This is a genomic window from Bacillus cereus group sp. RP29, assembly GCF_040459765.1.
Lineage (GTDB): Bacteria > Bacillota > Bacilli > Bacillales > Bacillaceae_G > Bacillus_A > Bacillus_A paranthracis.
Genome location: NZ_JARVHN010000001.1, coordinates 5330001 through 5345000, shown reverse-complemented (window position 1 = coordinate 5345000; position 15000 = coordinate 5330001). Strand labels below are relative to the sequence as shown.

Below are 15000 nucleotides of genomic sequence, written 5' to 3'. Positions count from 1 at the left end.
AGTCAGACCGGAAGGACTGGTGGAGTGCTTAGAAGTGAGAATGCCGGTATGAGTAGCGAAAGACGGGTGAGAATCCCGTCCACCGAATGCCTAAGGTTTCCTGAGGAAGGCTCGTCCGCTCAGGGTTAGTCAGGACCTAAGCCGAGGCCGACAGGCGTAGGCGATGGACAACAGGTTGATATTCCTGTACCACCTCTTTATCGTTTGAGCAATGGAGGGACGCAGAAGGATAGAAGAAGCGTGCGATTGGTTGTGCACGTCCAAGCAGTTAGGCTGATAAGTAGGCAAATCCGCTTATCGTAAAGGCTGAGCTGTGATGGGGAAGCTCCTTATGGAGCGAAGTCTTTGATTCCCCGCTGCCAAGAAAAGCTTCTAGCGAGATAAAAGGTGCCTGTACCGCAAACCGACACAGGTAGGCGAGGAGAGAATCCTAAGGTGTGCGAGAGAACTCTGGTTAAGGAACTCGGCAAAATGACCCCGTAACTTCGGGAGAAGGGGTGCTTTCTTAACGGAAAGCCGCAGTGAATAGGCCCAAGCGACTGTTTAGCAAAAACACAGCTCTCTGCGAAGCCGTAAGGCGAAGTATAGGGGGTGACACCTGCCCGGTGCTGGAAGGTTAAGGAGAGGGGTTAGCGTAAGCGAAGCTCTGAACTGAAGCCCCAGTAAACGGCGGCCGTAACTATAACGGTCCTAAGGTAGCGAAATTCCTTGTCGGGTAAGTTCCGACCCGCACGAAAGGTGTAACGATTTGGGCACTGTCTCAACCAGAGACTCGGTGAAATTATAGTACCTGTGAAGATGCAGGTTACCCGCGACAGGACGGAAAGACCCCGTGGAGCTTTACTGTAGCCTGATATTGAATTTTGGTACAGTTTGTACAGGATAGGCGGGAGCCTTTGAAACCGGAGCGCTAGCTTCGGTGGAGGCGCTGGTGGGATACCGCCCTGACTGTATTGAAATTCTAACCTACGGGTCTTATCGACCCGGGAGACAGTGTCAGGTGGGCAGTTTGACTGGGGCGGTCGCCTCCTAAAGTGTAACGGAGGCGCCCAAAGGTTCCCTCAGAATGGTTGGAAATCATTCGTAGAGTGCAAAGGCATAAGGGAGCTTGACTGCGAGACCTACAAGTCGAGCAGGGACGAAAGTCGGGCTTAGTGATCCGGTGGTTCCGCATGGAAGGGCCATCGCTCAACGGATAAAAGCTACCCCGGGGATAACAGGCTTATCTCCCCCAAGAGTCCACATCGACGGGGAGGTTTGGCACCTCGATGTCGGCTCATCGCATCCTGGGGCTGTAGTCGGTCCCAAGGGTTGGGCTGTTCGCCCATTAAAGCGGTACGCGAGCTGGGTTCAGAACGTCGTGAGACAGTTCGGTCCCTATCCGTCGTGGGCGTAGGAAATTTGAGAGGAGCTGTCCTTAGTACGAGAGGACCGGGATGGACGCACCGCTGGTGTACCAGTTGTTCTGCCAAGGGCATAGCTGGGTAGCTATGTGCGGAAGGGATAAGTGCTGAAAGCATCTAAGCATGAAGCCCCCCTCAAGATGAGATTTCCCATAGCGTAAGCTAGTAAGATCCCTGAAAGATGATCAGGTTGATAGGTTCGAGGTGGAAGCATGGTGACATGTGGAGCTGACGAATACTAATAGATCGAGGACTTAACCATATAATATGTAGCAAATGTTATCTAGTTTTGAAGGAATATGCCTTCATAGTTTGGTGATGATGGCAGAGAGGTCACACCCGTTCCCATACCGAACACGGAAGTTAAGCTCTCTAGCGCCGATGGTAGTTGGGACCTTGTCCCTGTGAGAGTAGGACGTCGCCAAGCAACTAAAAACACAAGTCTTTTGACTTGTGTTTTTTTATTTCCCATGAAATAGGTTCGGTTCTGCTAGTAAAAAATTCGAAATATAGTAAGGAATTTTTTGAGCAGAAATAGTAAGAAATTGATAAATAAATGGGTAATCTTCAGAGCCATAGCTTCCAAGTAAATCATACCACCAATCTGTTTCGTATCTAGAAATCATACTTAAATTGTAGAGCAATAAATAGTGAACAAGAAGTTCAGGTAATACGGGTTTAGGATTTCTAGGGTCAGTTGTAAGTGGTAAGTAATAAGTATCAGCGAGATATTCGTAGTATAAAGGCGTACTATATATAGGATTCCACGATTGAATAGGAGCTGTAAAAAGCAAATTGGAGGCGCTCGTTTTCCCAGTAACATGTTGCACGGATAAGTGCTTACAAATTGATTCAATATAACGTGAAAATCTTTCTGAAGTCATATGAAGTCGATCTAGTATATTGACTGAAAAGGAAAGTTCATTTGCATTTGTTGAATCAATTTTATACAAAGTGGCACCTCGTTGACTATAGCGAAATAAGTTTTGTAATTCAGGAATATTCCCCATTAAATCCAACATGTTAAACTTCTCTGATTCTAAGTGTTTCATGTGAAACAGCTGTTCTGCCACATGAGTAAATAATCCATTTTTTTGTACCTTTACCTCATCTTCTAAAAATTGATATCCCTGTTTTTTCCGCTTACGAGTCGTAACACCATGAGCTAAAACAGTAGTGGATTCAGGATAGTTCGGATCAATAGTTAATAAGCATGCTTTAAAAAGTTGGCTCATTCCATAAAACAATAACATTGGCTGAATTGAAAAGGGAGCTACCTTATATAATTCATAATAATTTTTCCCATGTTCTAAGTAATAAATAAAGGGATAACAATTTTCAAAACTTTTTTTTTCAGCATTTTGTATGGAGGATTTTTCATAACAACGGGCAAGATAACGTTGTACATTTTGAGATGAAAAGAAGAAACTTAATTGCTGCCAAGTACAATGTGTCTGATGCATATATTACGCTCCTTTTATTGTCTAAAAATTCTAACATATATATACGTCCTTGACAGTATTTTAACCAATTGATAAGCTACTAATAATAATTTCTGGTATCATGGGGGGAACAATTATGTGGGAATCTAAATTTGTTAAAGAAGGTTTGACTTTTGATGACGTATTACTTGTACCAGCAAAGTCAGATGTACTACCAAGAGAAGTAAGTGTTAAAACAGTTTTATCTGAAAGCTTACAGTTAAACATCCCGTTAATTAGTGCAGGAATGGATACAGTAACAGAAGCGGATATGGCTATTGCAATGGCTCGTCAAGGCGGTTTAGGAATTATTCATAAAAATATGTCTATTGAACAACAAGCCGAGCAGGTTGATAAAGTAAAACGTTCTGAAAGTGGTGTTATTTCAGATCCTTTCTTTTTAACTCCAGAACATCAAGTGTATGATGCAGAGCACCTTATGGGAAAATATCGTATCTCAGGTGTACCGGTTGTAAATAATTTAGACGAGCGAAAATTAGTTGGTATTATTACAAACCGTGATATGCGTTTTATCCAAGATTACTCAATCAAAATTTCCGACGTAATGACAAAAGAACAGCTAATTACAGCTCCAGTTGGTACAACGCTAGATGAGGCTGAAAAGATCCTACAAAAGTATAAAATTGAAAAACTCCCTCTTGTTGATAACAACGGTGTATTACAAGGGCTTATTACAATAAAAGATATTGAAAAAGTAATTGAATTCCCAAATTCTGCGAAGGATAAGCAAGGGCGCTTATTAGTTGGAGCAGCAGTTGGTGTAACGGCTGATGCTATGACTCGTATTGACGCATTAGTAAAAGCTAGCGTAGATGCAATCGTACTTGATACGGCTCATGGACATTCTCAAGGTGTTATTGATAAGGTAAAAGAAGTTCGTGCAAAGTATCCGTCATTAAATATTATCGCTGGAAATGTTGCTACTGCTGAAGCAACAAAAGCATTAATTGAAGCAGGTGCAAACGTAGTTAAAGTTGGTATTGGACCAGGCTCTATCTGTACAACACGTGTTGTAGCTGGCGTTGGTGTACCACAATTAACAGCGGTTTATGATTGTGCAACAGAAGCTCGTAAACACGGTATCCCAGTTATCGCTGACGGTGGTATTAAGTACTCTGGTGATATGGTTAAAGCTTTAGCAGCAGGAGCACATGTTGTTATGCTAGGTAGTATGTTTGCTGGTGTTGCTGAAAGTCCTGGTGAAACTGAAATTTATCAAGGTCGCCAATTTAAAGTATATCGTGGTATGGGTTCTGTCGGAGCGATGGAAAAAGGAAGTAAAGATCGTTATTTCCAAGAAGGAAATAAAAAACTTGTTCCAGAAGGTATTGAAGGACGAGTACCATATAAAGGACCTTTAGCAGATACAGTTCATCAATTAGTTGGTGGATTACGTGCAGGTATGGGATATTGCGGAGCACAAGATTTAGAATTCTTACGTGAGAATGCACAATTTGTTCGTATGTCAGGTGCTGGTTTACTTGAAAGTCATCCTCATCACGTACAAATTACAAAAGAGGCTCCAAACTACTCATTATAATGTCTTATATATAAATAGATGGAGATTTTATATCTCTGTCTATTTTTTTTTGATTATGTTAGAATAACGGTTATGTGAGTACATAGATATTGGGGGTAGCAAAAGTGAAAGGTATGTTTTGCAAAAGATTCATTGCGCTAGTAACAATGCTTACACTAGCTTGTAGTATGTTGTTACCATATAGCAATGCATCAGCTGAAACAGGAGCCGCTTTAAACATTGAAGCAGGTGCGGCAATTTTAGTAGAAGCGAATTCTGGGAAAATTGTATATCAAAAGAATGCAGATGAATTATTATCCATTGCTAGTATGACAAAGATGATGAGTGAGTATTTAGTTCACGAAGCAGTGGATAAAGGAAAGCTTAAGTGGGATCAGAAAATTAAGGTTTCTGAATATGCGTATAAAGTTTCACAAGATGCTTCATTATCAAATGTGGCATTAGAAAATGGTGGTTCTTATACAGTAAAAGAGTTATACGAGGCAATGGCAATCTTCTCTGCAAATGGTGCAACGATTGCATTAGCAGAAGCAATTGCAGGTAAAGAAGTAGATTTCGTAAAAATGATGAATAATAAATCGAAAGAACTAGGATTGAAAAATTATAAATTTGTCAATTCTACAGGTTTAACGAATAAAGATTTAAAGGGAATGCATCCAGAAGGAACAACAGCGGATGAAGAGAATAAAATGTCTGCAAAGGATGTTGCAACTTTAGCACAACATTTAATTAAAGATTATCCCAAAGTGTTAGATACAGCAAAAATCCCGAAAAAAGAATTCCGTCCAGAAAAAGAGAAGTTTGCAATGTCGAACTGGAACTGGATGTTAAAGGGCTTAGTTAAAGAATATGATGGCGTAGATGGCCTAAAAACAGGCTCAACTCCAGAAGCGGGAGATTGCTTCACTGGTACGGTTGAAAGAAACGGTATGCGTTTTATTTCTGTAGTGATTAAAACAAGTTCTCATACAGCACGTTTTGATGAAACAAAGAAGCTATATGATTATGGATTTGCTAATTTTGAAATGAAACAAATGTATAAAAAAGGTTCTTCAGTAAAAGGACAAGAAACAGTACGAGTAGAAAATGCGAAAGACAAAGATGTAGCAGTTCAAACGAAACAAGCCATTTCACTTCCAGTACCAAAAGGAAGTAAAGATGTTTATAAAACAGAATTAAAAGAATCAAGTAAGGGACAAGAAGCACCTATTAAAAAGGGAGCTGCGCTTGGTCAAATGGTAATTACGCCAAAAGATGCAAACGACCCTGGATTTTTAACTGGTAAGTCGTTACAAGTGGATCTTGTAACAACATCTGAAGTAGAAGAAGCAAACTGGTTTACTCGTGCTATGCGCGGAATTGGTTCTTTCTTTAGTGGTATATGGAATAGTGCTGTTGATACAGTAAAAGGTTGGTTTTAAAAGCTCCTCATTGTAGGGGCTTTTTCTTATTCCTATTTTTCATACCGACTTTATGAAAAATTAGTAGACAAGCATCTGATAGTTAGTGGTAGAATGTAAGAGTATTCTTAATTTTCGCCTTTAACGGGGAAAAGCAATTCACCTAGGGGGGTTTTTGTAACATGACAAATGTAACAGGGACAGAACGTGTAAAACGTGGAATGGCAGAAATGCAAAAAGGCGGCGTTATTATGGACGTAATTAACGCTGAACAAGCAAAAATTGCAGAAGAGGCAGGCGCAGTTGCCGTTATGGCATTAGAGCGTGTACCAGCAGATATTCGTGCAGCAGGTGGCGTTTCTCGTATGGCAGACCCAACAATTGTTGAAGAAGTTATGGGTGCAGTGTCAATTCCGGTTATGGCAAAATGCCGTATCGGTCACCTTGTAGAAGCACGTGTATTAGAATCATTAGGGGTAGACTATATCGATGAGAGTGAAGTATTAACTCCTGCCGATGAAGTATACCATTTAAATAAACGTGATTACACAGTTCCATTTGTATGTGGTTGCCGTGATATCGGAGAAGCTGCACGTCGTATTGCAGAAGGTGCATCTATGCTTCGTACAAAAGGCGAACCAGGAACAGGAAACATTGTAGAGGCAGTGCGTCATATGCGTCAAGTCAATGCAGAAATCCGTCAAGTTGCAAGTCTACGTGAAGATGAGTTAATGACATATGCAAAAAATACTGGTGCTCCTTATGAAGTACTACTTGAAATTAAACGCCTTGGTCGTTTGCCGGTTGTAAACTTTGCAGCAGGTGGTGTAGCAACACCAGCAGATGCAGCGTTAATGATGCAACTTGGTGCGGATGGTGTATTTGTTGGATCTGGTATCTTTAAATCAGAGAATCCAGCGAAATTTGCACGTGCAATCGTTGAAGCGACAACTCATTATGAGGATTACGAGTTAATTGCAAGCCTTTCTAAAGGACTAGGTAATGCGATGAAAGGTATTGAAATTTCAACGTTACTACCAGAGCAACGCATGCAAGAGCGTGGATGGTAATTGAAGGAGAACTTTAAAATGGTGAAAATCGGTGTACTAGGTCTTCAAGGTGCAGTTCGTGAACATGTAAAATCAGTTGAAGCAAGTGGTGCAGAAGCTGTTGTTGTAAAGCGTATAGAACAACTTGAAGAGATTGATGGTCTTATTTTACCAGGCGGTGAAAGTACAACTATGCGCCGTCTTATTGATAAGTATGCTTTCATGGAACCACTTCGTACATTTGCGAAGTCTGGTAAACCAATGTTTGGTACATGTGCAGGAATGATTCTTCTTGCAAAAACACTTATTGGCTATGACGAAGCACATATTGGTGCTATGGATATTACAGTTGAGCGTAATGCGTTTGGACGTCAAAAAGATAGCTTTGAAGCTGCACTTTCTATTAAAGGTGTGGGAGAAGATTTTGTTGGCGTATTTATTCGTGCTCCGTATGTTGTAAATGTAGCGGATGATGTTGAGGTACTTTCTACACATGGTGATCGAATGGTGGCTGTAAGACAAGGGCCGTTTTTAGCTGCTTCTTTCCATCCGGAATTAACGGATGATCATCGTGTAACAGCATACTTTGTAGAAATGGTAAAAGAAGCGAAAATGAAAAAAGTTGTATAAGTAACTTGCAACTTGTATAAGATTATAGTAAATTGATGGTAACAATTTTATAAAATAAGCGTGTTGATAGGAAGTAGTAACAAATGTCGTTTCTTATAGAGAGTCGATGGTTGGTGGAAATCGATAGAAACAGTTTGTGAATCCATCCTGGAATGGAATGTGGAATATCTTTATGATTAGTAAACATTCCCGGTGAAGAGCCGTTATTTCTACTTGAGAGGAAGGCGGTAATGCTTTCAACTAGGGTGGCAACGCGGGTTAACTCCCGTCCCTTTATATAGGGACGGGAGTTTTTTGTGTTTTATAAAATAAAAGGAGGAGTATATAATGCTTGATATTAAATTTTTACGTACAAATTTTGAAGAAGTAAAAGCAAAGTTACAGCATAGAGGCGAAGATTTAACTGATTTTGGTCGCTTTGAAGAGTTGGATACGAGAAGAAGAGAACTACTTGTTCAAACAGAGGAACTAAAAAGTAAACGTAACGAAGTATCTCAACAAATCTCTGTATTGAAGCGCGAAAAGAAAGATGCAGAAGCTCTAATTTTAGAAATGCGTGAAGTTGGAGAAAAAGTAAAAGATCTTGATAATGAACTTCGTACAGTTGAAGAAGATCTAGAAAGATTGATGCTATCTATTCCAAATATTCCTCACGAATCTGCTCCAGTTGGTGAAACAGAGGATGATAATGTAGTAGCTCGCACTTGGGGAGAAGTAAAGGAATTTGCTTTTGAACCAAAACCACATTGGGATCTTGCTACAGATTTAGGAATTCTAGATTTTGAACGTGCTGGAAAAGTAACAGGAAGCCGCTTCGTATTCTACAAAGGTGCTGGCGCAAGATTAGAGCGTGCTTTAATTAGCTTTATGCTTGATCTTCATACTGATGAGCATGGATATGAAGAAGTATTACCTCCTTATATGGTAAACCGTGCAAGCATGACAGGGACAGGACAACTTCCGAAGTTTGAAGAAGATGCATTCCGTATTGAAAGTGAAGACTACTTCTTAATTCCAACAGCTGAAGTACCTGTAACAAATATGCACCGTGATGAGATCTTAAATAAAGATCAATTGCCTATAAGATATGCTGCATTTAGCTCTTGTTTCCGTTCTGAAGCAGGTTCAGCCGGCCGTGATACACGTGGTTTAATTCGTCAGCATCAGTTCAATAAAGTAGAGCTTGTGAAGTTCGTAAAACCAGAAGATTCTTATGAAGAGTTAGAAAAACTAACAAATGATGCAGAACGCGTGTTACAATTATTAGAGTTGCCATATCGCGTTATGAGCATGTGCACAGGCGATTTAGGATTTACAGCAGCGAAGAAATACGATATCGAAGTATGGATTCCAAGCTATGGCACATATCGTGAAATCTCTTCTTGTAGTAATTTCGAGGCTTTCCAAGCGAGACGTGCAAACATTCGTTTCCGTCGTGAACCAAACGGCAAACCAGAACATGTTCATACATTAAATGGATCTGGTCTTGCAATTGGACGTACGGTGGCAGCTATTTTAGAGAACTACCAACAAGAAGATGGTACAATTATAATTCCAGAAGTTCTTCGCCCTTATATGGGAGGAAAAACAGTTATTAAGTAAATTTATAAACATTCATCGGTATGAGTGATTGGTAATTATGAGCGTTGTCAGTACTATAATGTAGGAGAGGGAAAGTGAAATTTTCCTTTCCTCATAATTTATTTTAGTAGGGTTGACTAACTGTTTTTCTTTTGATATTATATTTGATGTCAATATGGAGGTATACCCAAGTCTGGCTGAAGGGATCGGTCTTGAAAACCGACAGGCGGCGAGAGTCGCGCGGGGGTTCGAATCCCTCTACCTCCTCCAGATATAATTGACAACAGCGCATATAAGTGGAGATTGGAGAACTCGTTACCAACACGTAACGAGTTTTTATTTTAAAACCAATCATAAAGTATGGGGTAAGGATATGTTGTCCTTATTACACACTCATATTCCGATGATTATCTTCATAGATATGAAAGGAGTCAACATGGATCTTATTATACAAACGTTTCCTTTAGATGGAAAAACTTTATATTATGTACAATGTCCTGTCTGTAAGAACAATAGAATTTTAAACAGTGGTGCAAATGTATCACGCATTATTAGCGATGATACATTCCGTAAACTTTGTGGTTGCACTTGTAATGTAAAGCAAACTGCAACAAAAGTAGAGGCACCAAAAAAAGTTAAAAAAGAAGCTGTAAAGAAAGAAGCAGCTCCAAAACGTACAGGTAAAGTATTAACAGCAGTAATTAACGGGAAAGAAATGACTGTTAAAGAGATTGCTGAGGCGTACGATATTAGTACAAGTACTGTTCGTCAGCGTATTAACGCTGGAAAACCTGAGAGTGAAATTATTGCTCCAACAAAGAAGAAGTAATTTAATAGAAAAACCCGTGCGTATGCACGGGTTTTTTATTTTACAAGTTTACGTGTTTGTTTTAAAAAATGGCCGATTTTTTTAATGATTGGTTCAATGGAATCACCATCTTTTAAAATATCATATTCATTAATGTTTAATCTTAAAACAGGGCATGAATTAAAGTTATTAATCCAGTTTTCATAACGCCCATGCATCTCTTTCCAATACTCAATTGGTGTTTGCTGTTCCATCGGACGTCCACGTTCTTGGATACGATCAACGATATCATCGAAAGAACCTTCTAAGTAAATGAGTAAATCTGGATGAGGGAAGTAAGGAGTCATGACCATAGCGTCAAATAAACCTTTATATGTTTCATAATCAGTTTCCGTCATTGTACCTTTTTCGTGATGCATTTTTGCAAAAATGCCAGTGTCTTCATAGATAGAGCGATCTTGAACAAAACCGCCGCCGTATTCAAAAATTCTTTTTTGTTCTTTAAATCGTTCTGCTAAAAAATACACTTGTAAGTGAAAGCTCCAGCGTGTGAAATCAGCATAGAACTTGTCCAAATACGGGTTAGAATCTACCTTTTCAAATGACGTGCGATATCCTAAAGCGTTAGCCAATGCAGTTGTCATAGTGGATTTACCGACACCTACTGTTCCAGCGATAGTGATTACTGCGTCATTTGGGATATCATATTTTTGCCTTAAATTCATTATTATTTCGACTCCTTTAAGAGAGTATTTTGAAGGGCAGATAGGATGACGTTTAAATCATCAGGATTTTTTACAAAATCCATATCGTCTCCATTAAATTTCAATACTGGGATATCTGGATGGTCTTTTTTAAAAGCATCCATTGCTGTTTCGTAATCTTTTGTGAGCTGTAGTAAGTAATTTGGATCCATATTTTTTTCGAATTCTCTTCCGCGCATTGCGATTCGCTTTTGTAATGTTTCTAAGCTAGCTGTTAAATAAACGATAACGTTTGGAACAGGCATATCTTGTGTAAGGATACGATAGATTTGCATGTACTTGTCATATTGAGAATCTTTTAATGTACGGGATGCGAAAATTACGTTTTTGAATATATGGTAGTCCGCTACTACTGGCTTCCTTTGATTCAAATACTTTATGTTAATATCTTCTAATTGTTTGTATCTATTACAAAGAAAGAACATCTCTGTTTGAAAACTCCATTCGTCGATGTCTTCATAGAACTTTCCTAAAAAGGGGTTTTCATCAACAATCTCTTTCAGTAAGTGGAGTTGCATGTGAGTTGAAATTTCCTTCGCAAGTGAAGTTTTTCCAACACCAATTGGTCCTTCAACCGTGATAAATGGTACTCCGGTCACGCTGTTTCCTCCTTTCAATCAGTGATTTACCGTGACTACTAAAAACACAAAACAGAATTATTGTAGCACAAGAGGAAGGCGAGCGGTTTAATTTGATATAAAAAGTTAGAAAATAGATATATGTATTAATTAAATTTTATTTGAGACGAAGGTACTATATTTGCTTTTAATGTCGTTTCCATTATTTTTAAAGCATGCAGGTTATCTTGATCATGATTAGAGGCGATACAGTCCTGTGGTACATACAATGTATAATTCCTCATATGAGCATCGTTAGCTGTAAAGAGGATACATATATTCCCGGCGACACCTGTTAATATTAGATTTTCTATTTTTAAATAGCCTAATAAAGAATTTAAAGGTGTTTCATAAAAAGCAGAGTAATGTGGTTTAATAAAAATGTAATCATCAGCATTTGGAGCGATCTTATGAATGATATTTTTACTATACTCATTTGTACAATGAGTAATCAATTGGTCAATATCAGACCTCCAAAGTTGATAATGGTCATTAATATAAATGACGGGGCAACCGAAGGATTTCATTGTTTTCTTTAATTGTAAAATAGGATTGGTTATCATTTCGCATTTTTTGGCTAGGATAGGCCCGTGTGAAAATTGAAAGTCATTAATCATATCGATAATGAGTAAGGCAGTATTCTTCATATGTAATCCCCTCTCTTTTTTTCTTAGGGTGGATTGAATTTATAAAAGTTATCCCATGTGTAGTAAATGGAAATAAGTGTACTTTATTTGTAATGAAAGGACTATTTTATGGAACGTGATCAAGATATTTATTTTATGCAGTTAGCAATAGAAGAGGCTAAAAAAGCAGAGGCAATACAAGAAGTGCCGATTGGGGCAGTTATAGTGTTGGATGGTGAAGTAATTAGTGTTGCTCATAATTTAAGGGAGACTGAGCAAAGATCGATAGCTCACGCTGAGTTGTTAGCTATTGATGAGGCGTGCAAAAAATTAGGGACATGGCGTTTAGAAGATGCGACGTTATATGTAACATTAGAGCCTTGCCCGATGTGTGCGGGTGGAATTGTTTTATCACGAGTAAAGCGAGTTGTATATGGTGCGAGTGATCCGAAAGGTGGATGTGCAGGGACATTGATGAATCTGTTAACGGATGAACGCTTTAATCATCAATGTGAAGTAGTAGCTGGTGTATTAGAAGAAGAGTGCGGTACGCTGTTAACGAACTTTTTTAGAGCGCTTCGTAAAAAAAGAAAAGCGATTAAGAAATTAGAGAAAAGTAAAGAGAATTAACGTATTTGCATTTTATAAAAAAACAAGTTATACTGATAGTGCCTTTAATGAAGGCAACCGAATATTGGTTTTAACTTTGCCGTGCTAAGCGGGGAGGTAGCGGTGCCCTATACTCGCAATCCGCTCTAGCGAGGCCGAATCCCTTCTCGAGGTTATGTTGCTGTAAGGCCTGCCTTAAGTAAGTGGTGTTGACGTTTGGGTCCTGCGCAACGGGACCCCGTGAACCTTGTCAGGTCCGGAAGGAAGCAGCAATAAGCGGGTCTTCTCGTGTGCCGCAGGAGTGCCTGAACCGAGCTAACTGCTTAAGTAACGCTTATGGTACGTAATCGACAGAAGGTGCACGGCAGTTATATATGTATACAAAACTCACCTTAATACTAAGGTGGGTTTTTTGTATAGAAAATAACTTTTGGAATCTATAAACAGAATGGGTTATAATAAATGAGATAATAACCTTTGAGGGAGGCCGTATTTTCGTGTCATACCAAGCGTTATACCGAACATGGAGACCGCAAAAGTTTGAAGATGTAGTCGGTCAAAAGCACGTGACAAAAACGTTGCAAAATGCCCTTCTTCAAGAGAAAGTTTCACATGCTTATTTATTTTCTGGGCCGAGAGGAACAGGAAAAACGACAATTGCAAAAGTGTTTGCAAAAGCAATTAACTGTGAACATGCTCCGGTAGCTGAACCTTGTAATGAATGTCCTTCTTGTTTGGGGATTACACAAGGATCTATTTCAGATGTATTAGAAATTGATGCGGCTTCAAATAACGGTGTAGATGAAATTCGAGATATTAGAGATAAAGTAAAATATGCTCCAAGTGCTGTAGAATATAAAGTATACATTATTGATGAAGTTCACATGCTTTCCATGGGTGCCTTCAATGCGCTTTTAAAAACGTTAGAAGAACCGCCAGGACATGTTATCTTTATTTTGGCGACAACAGAACCGCATAAGATACCGCCTACAATTATTTCGCGTTGCCAACGTTTCGAATTTCGAAAGATATCAGTAAATGATATTGTTGAGAGATTATCGACAGTTGTGAACAATGAAGGTACGCAAGTAGAAGATGAGGCATTACAAATTGTTGCACGTGCCGCTGAAGGTGGTATGCGTGATGCGCTTAGTCTTATTGATCAGGCAATATCTTATAGTGATGAGACTGTTACGACAGAAGATGTATTAGCTGTAACAGGGTCTGTTTCTCAGCAATACTTAGGCAACTTAGTAGAATGTATACGTGAAAATGATGTATCAAGAGCATTACGTATCATAGATGAGATGATGGGTAAAGGGAAAGATCCAGTTCGCTTTATGGAGGACTTCATTTACTATTATCGTGATATGCTTTTATATCAAACTTCACCACAATTGGAACATATGTTGGAACGAGTAATGGTTGATGAGCAATTCCGGACGTTAAGTGAAGAAATGCAGCCGGAAGTAATCTATGAGATCATTCATACTCTTAGTAAAGCACAACAGGAAATGAAGTGGACAAATCATCCGCGAATTTTCTTAGAAGTTGTTATGGTACAACTGTGTCAACAGTTTATGATGCAAGCAAATGGTGCAGATCGTTTACAAGCAATTATGAACAGGATGCAGCAATTAGAGAAAGAGTTAGAACAAGTCAAAAAGAATGGTGTGCCGGCTGGTGTGCAGCAGGAAGTCAGAGAGACGCGTGCAGCACCAAAGCCAGTACGGACAGGAAGTATGAAGATACCTGTCGGACGCGTAAATGAAGTATTAAAGCAAGCGAAGCGTCAAGATTTAGAACAATTAAAAGCTGTATGGGGAGAGTTGTTAGGAAGACTCAAAGCATACAACAAAGTAGCGTTTGCTGTTTTATTAGAAAATAGCGAACCGGTAGCGGCTTCAGATGATACTTACGTTTTAGCATTCCAATATGAGATTCACTGTAAAATGGCAAGCGAAAATCGAGAGGCTATGGATACAGTGGAACAAACTTTATTTGAATTGCTAAGTAAAAGATTAAATATGATTGCCATTCCAAAAAGTGAATGGGGTAAAATCCGTGAAGATTTTTTACAGCGTGAAGGTGGAAGTTCTGAAGAAAGCCCAGAGAAAAAAGAAGATCCTCTCATAGAAGAGGCTGTAAAATTAGTAGGGCAAGAACTCATTGAAATAAAAGAGTAATAATAATTAGGAGGAATTAATTATGATGCGTGGCGGAATGGGAAATATGAATAACATGATGAAACAAATGCAAAAGATGCAAAAGGAAATGGCGAAGGCGCAAGAAGAACTTGGCGAAAAAACAGTTGAAGGTACAGCTGGCGGCGGTATGATCACAGTTATTGCAAATGGTCATAAGCAAATTCTTGAAGTAAAAGTGAAAGAAGAAGTTGTAGATCCAGAAGATATCGAAATGTTACAAGACTTAGTGTTAGCTGCAACAAACGATGCACTTAAGAAAGCTGA

13 protein-coding genes, 1 tRNA gene, 2 rRNA genes, 1 other RNA gene and 1 other annotated feature (2 of these 18 running past the window's edge) are annotated in these 15000 nt (G+C 39.1%); of the genes, 13 read left to right on the top strand and 4 right to left on the bottom strand.

The window, feature by feature from the left end; translation table 11 throughout:
• Together QCI47_RS28230 and rrf are read left to right on the top strand one after the other, a co-directional pair.
• Window positions 1-1665 (top strand): 23S ribosomal RNA (locus tag QCI47_RS28230); it begins 1257 nt to the left of the window's first position.
• Window positions 1666-1714: 49 nt separating this feature from the next.
• Window positions 1715-1830: ribosomal RNA gene (gene rrf, locus QCI47_RS28225) — 5S ribosomal RNA — on the top strand.
• Window positions 1831-1864: 34 nt separating this feature from the next.
• On the opposite strand, the gene QCI47_RS28220 is transcribed toward rrf, so the two are convergent.
• Window positions 1865-2866 (bottom strand): YaaC family protein, encoded by a 1002-nt coding sequence (locus tag QCI47_RS28220; RefSeq protein ID WP_000554271.1) that lies wholly within the window; start codon window positions 2864-2866, stop codon window positions 1865-1867.
• Window positions 2867-2981: 115 nt separating this feature from the next.
• Between QCI47_RS28220 and guaB the strand changes: the two genes are divergently transcribed.
• The 7 genes from guaB to QCI47_RS28185 all read left to right on the top strand — a co-directional run bounded on the left by guaB (window position 2982) and on the right by QCI47_RS28185 (window position 9934).
• Window positions 2982-4445 (top strand): IMP dehydrogenase, encoded by a 1464-nt coding sequence (gene guaB / locus QCI47_RS28215; RefSeq protein ID WP_000264078.1) that lies wholly within the window; start codon window positions 2982-2984, stop codon window positions 4443-4445.
• Window positions 4446-4558: 113 nt separating this feature from the next.
• Window positions 4559-5866: a D-alanyl-D-alanine carboxypeptidase DacA gene (gene dacA / locus QCI47_RS28210; protein WP_129075294.1), complete on the top strand. Its 1308-nt coding sequence runs from the start codon at window positions 4559-4561 to the stop codon at window positions 5864-5866.
• 161 nt (window positions 5867-6027) lie between these two features.
• The gene (pdxS, locus tag QCI47_RS28205) at window positions 6028-6915 is read left to right on the top strand and encodes a pyridoxal 5'-phosphate synthase lyase subunit PdxS (protein ID WP_000186156.1); all 888 of its coding nucleotides are present in this window, start codon (window positions 6028-6030) and stop codon (window positions 6913-6915) included.
• A gap of 18 nt (window positions 6916-6933) precedes the next feature.
• Window positions 6934-7524, top strand: coding sequence for a pyridoxal 5'-phosphate synthase glutaminase subunit PdxT (gene pdxT, locus QCI47_RS28200; RefSeq protein WP_000238780.1), 591 nt, complete (start codon window positions 6934-6936; stop codon window positions 7522-7524).
• 54 nt (window positions 7525-7578) lie between these two features.
• Window positions 7579-7800, top strand: a binding site (T-box leader).
• Window positions 7801-7851: 51 nt separating this feature from the next.
• The gene (gene serS / locus QCI47_RS28195) at window positions 7852-9126 is read left to right on the top strand and encodes a serine--tRNA ligase (RefSeq protein ID WP_000884180.1); all 1275 of its coding nucleotides are present in this window, start codon (window positions 7852-7854) and stop codon (window positions 9124-9126) included.
• Between the two features lie 156 nt (window positions 9127-9282).
• Window positions 9283-9375, top strand: a tRNA-Ser gene (locus QCI47_RS28190).
• A 166-nt stretch (window positions 9376-9541) separates the two neighbouring features.
• Window positions 9542-9934 (top strand): sigma factor-like helix-turn-helix DNA-binding protein, encoded by a 393-nt coding sequence (locus tag QCI47_RS28185; protein WP_000364209.1) that lies wholly within the window; start codon window positions 9542-9544, stop codon window positions 9932-9934.
• A gap of 35 nt (window positions 9935-9969) precedes the next feature.
• Here the strand turns inward: QCI47_RS28185 and QCI47_RS28180 are convergent, their stop codons facing one another.
• From QCI47_RS28180 to QCI47_RS28170, 3 genes are all read right to left on the bottom strand, one after another.
• A complete protein-coding gene (locus tag QCI47_RS28180; protein WP_001053585.1) occupies window positions 9970-10638 on the bottom strand; it encodes a deoxynucleoside kinase in 669 nt (222 codons plus the stop codon).
• A gap of 2 nt (window positions 10639-10640) precedes the next feature.
• A complete protein-coding gene (locus QCI47_RS28175; protein WP_000148224.1) occupies window positions 10641-11276 on the bottom strand; it encodes a deoxynucleoside kinase in 636 nt (211 codons plus the stop codon).
• 125 nt (window positions 11277-11401) lie between these two features.
• Window positions 11402-11941: a cysteine hydrolase family protein gene (locus tag QCI47_RS28170; RefSeq protein WP_071742072.1), complete on the bottom strand. Its 540-nt coding sequence runs from the start codon at window positions 11939-11941 to the stop codon at window positions 11402-11404.
• A 108-nt stretch (window positions 11942-12049) separates the two neighbouring features.
• On the opposite strand from QCI47_RS28170, the gene tadA reads away from it, so the two are divergent.
• The 4 genes from tadA to QCI47_RS28150 form a co-directional block, all read left to right on the top strand.
• Complete coding sequence (tadA, locus tag QCI47_RS28165; protein ID WP_000439009.1) at window positions 12050-12550, top strand: tRNA adenosine(34) deaminase TadA; 501 nt, start codon at window positions 12050-12052, stop codon at window positions 12548-12550.
• A 79-nt stretch (window positions 12551-12629) separates the two neighbouring features.
• Window positions 12630-12894, top strand: an RNA gene (gene ffs, locus QCI47_RS28160) — signal recognition particle sRNA large type.
• A 132-nt stretch (window positions 12895-13026) separates the two neighbouring features.
• Window positions 13027-14715: a DNA polymerase III subunit gamma/tau gene (dnaX, locus tag QCI47_RS28155; RefSeq protein ID WP_000121557.1), complete on the top strand. Its 1689-nt coding sequence runs from the start codon at window positions 13027-13029 to the stop codon at window positions 14713-14715.
• A gap of 25 nt (window positions 14716-14740) precedes the next feature.
• Window positions 14741-15000, top strand: partial view of a YbaB/EbfC family nucleoid-associated protein gene (locus QCI47_RS28150; RefSeq protein WP_001996460.1) — the 5' portion only. 67 nt of this gene lie beyond the right edge of the window; only the first 260 of its 327 coding nucleotides appear in the window; its start codon is at window positions 14741-14743; the stop codon falls past the right edge of the window.

Coding starts and splice junctions, on each gene's coding strand:
- QCI47_RS28220 (WP_000554271.1), bottom strand. CDS start 2,866: ATGCATCAGACACATTGTACTTGGCAGCAATTAAGTTTCTTCTTTTCA.
- guaB (WP_000264078.1), top strand. CDS start 2,982: ATGTGGGAATCTAAATTTGTTAAAGAAGGTTTGACTTTTGATGACGTA.
- dacA (WP_129075294.1), top strand. CDS start 4,559: ATGTTTTGCAAAAGATTCATTGCGCTAGTAACAATGCTTACACTAGCT.
- pdxS (WP_000186156.1), top strand. CDS start 6,028: ATGACAAATGTAACAGGGACAGAACGTGTAAAACGTGGAATGGCAGAA.
- pdxT (WP_000238780.1), top strand. CDS start 6,934: ATGGTGAAAATCGGTGTACTAGGTCTTCAAGGTGCAGTTCGTGAACAT.
- serS (WP_000884180.1), top strand. CDS start 7,852: ATGCTTGATATTAAATTTTTACGTACAAATTTTGAAGAAGTAAAAGCA.
- QCI47_RS28185 (WP_000364209.1), top strand. CDS start 9,542: ATGGATCTTATTATACAAACGTTTCCTTTAGATGGAAAAACTTTATAT.
- QCI47_RS28180 (WP_001053585.1), bottom strand. CDS start 10,638: ATGAATTTAAGGCAAAAATATGATATCCCAAATGACGCAGTAATCACT.
- QCI47_RS28170 (WP_071742072.1), bottom strand. CDS start 11,941: ATGAAGAATACTGCCTTACTCATTATCGATATGATTAATGACTTTCAA.
- tadA (WP_000439009.1), top strand. CDS start 12,050: ATGGAACGTGATCAAGATATTTATTTTATGCAGTTAGCAATAGAAGAG.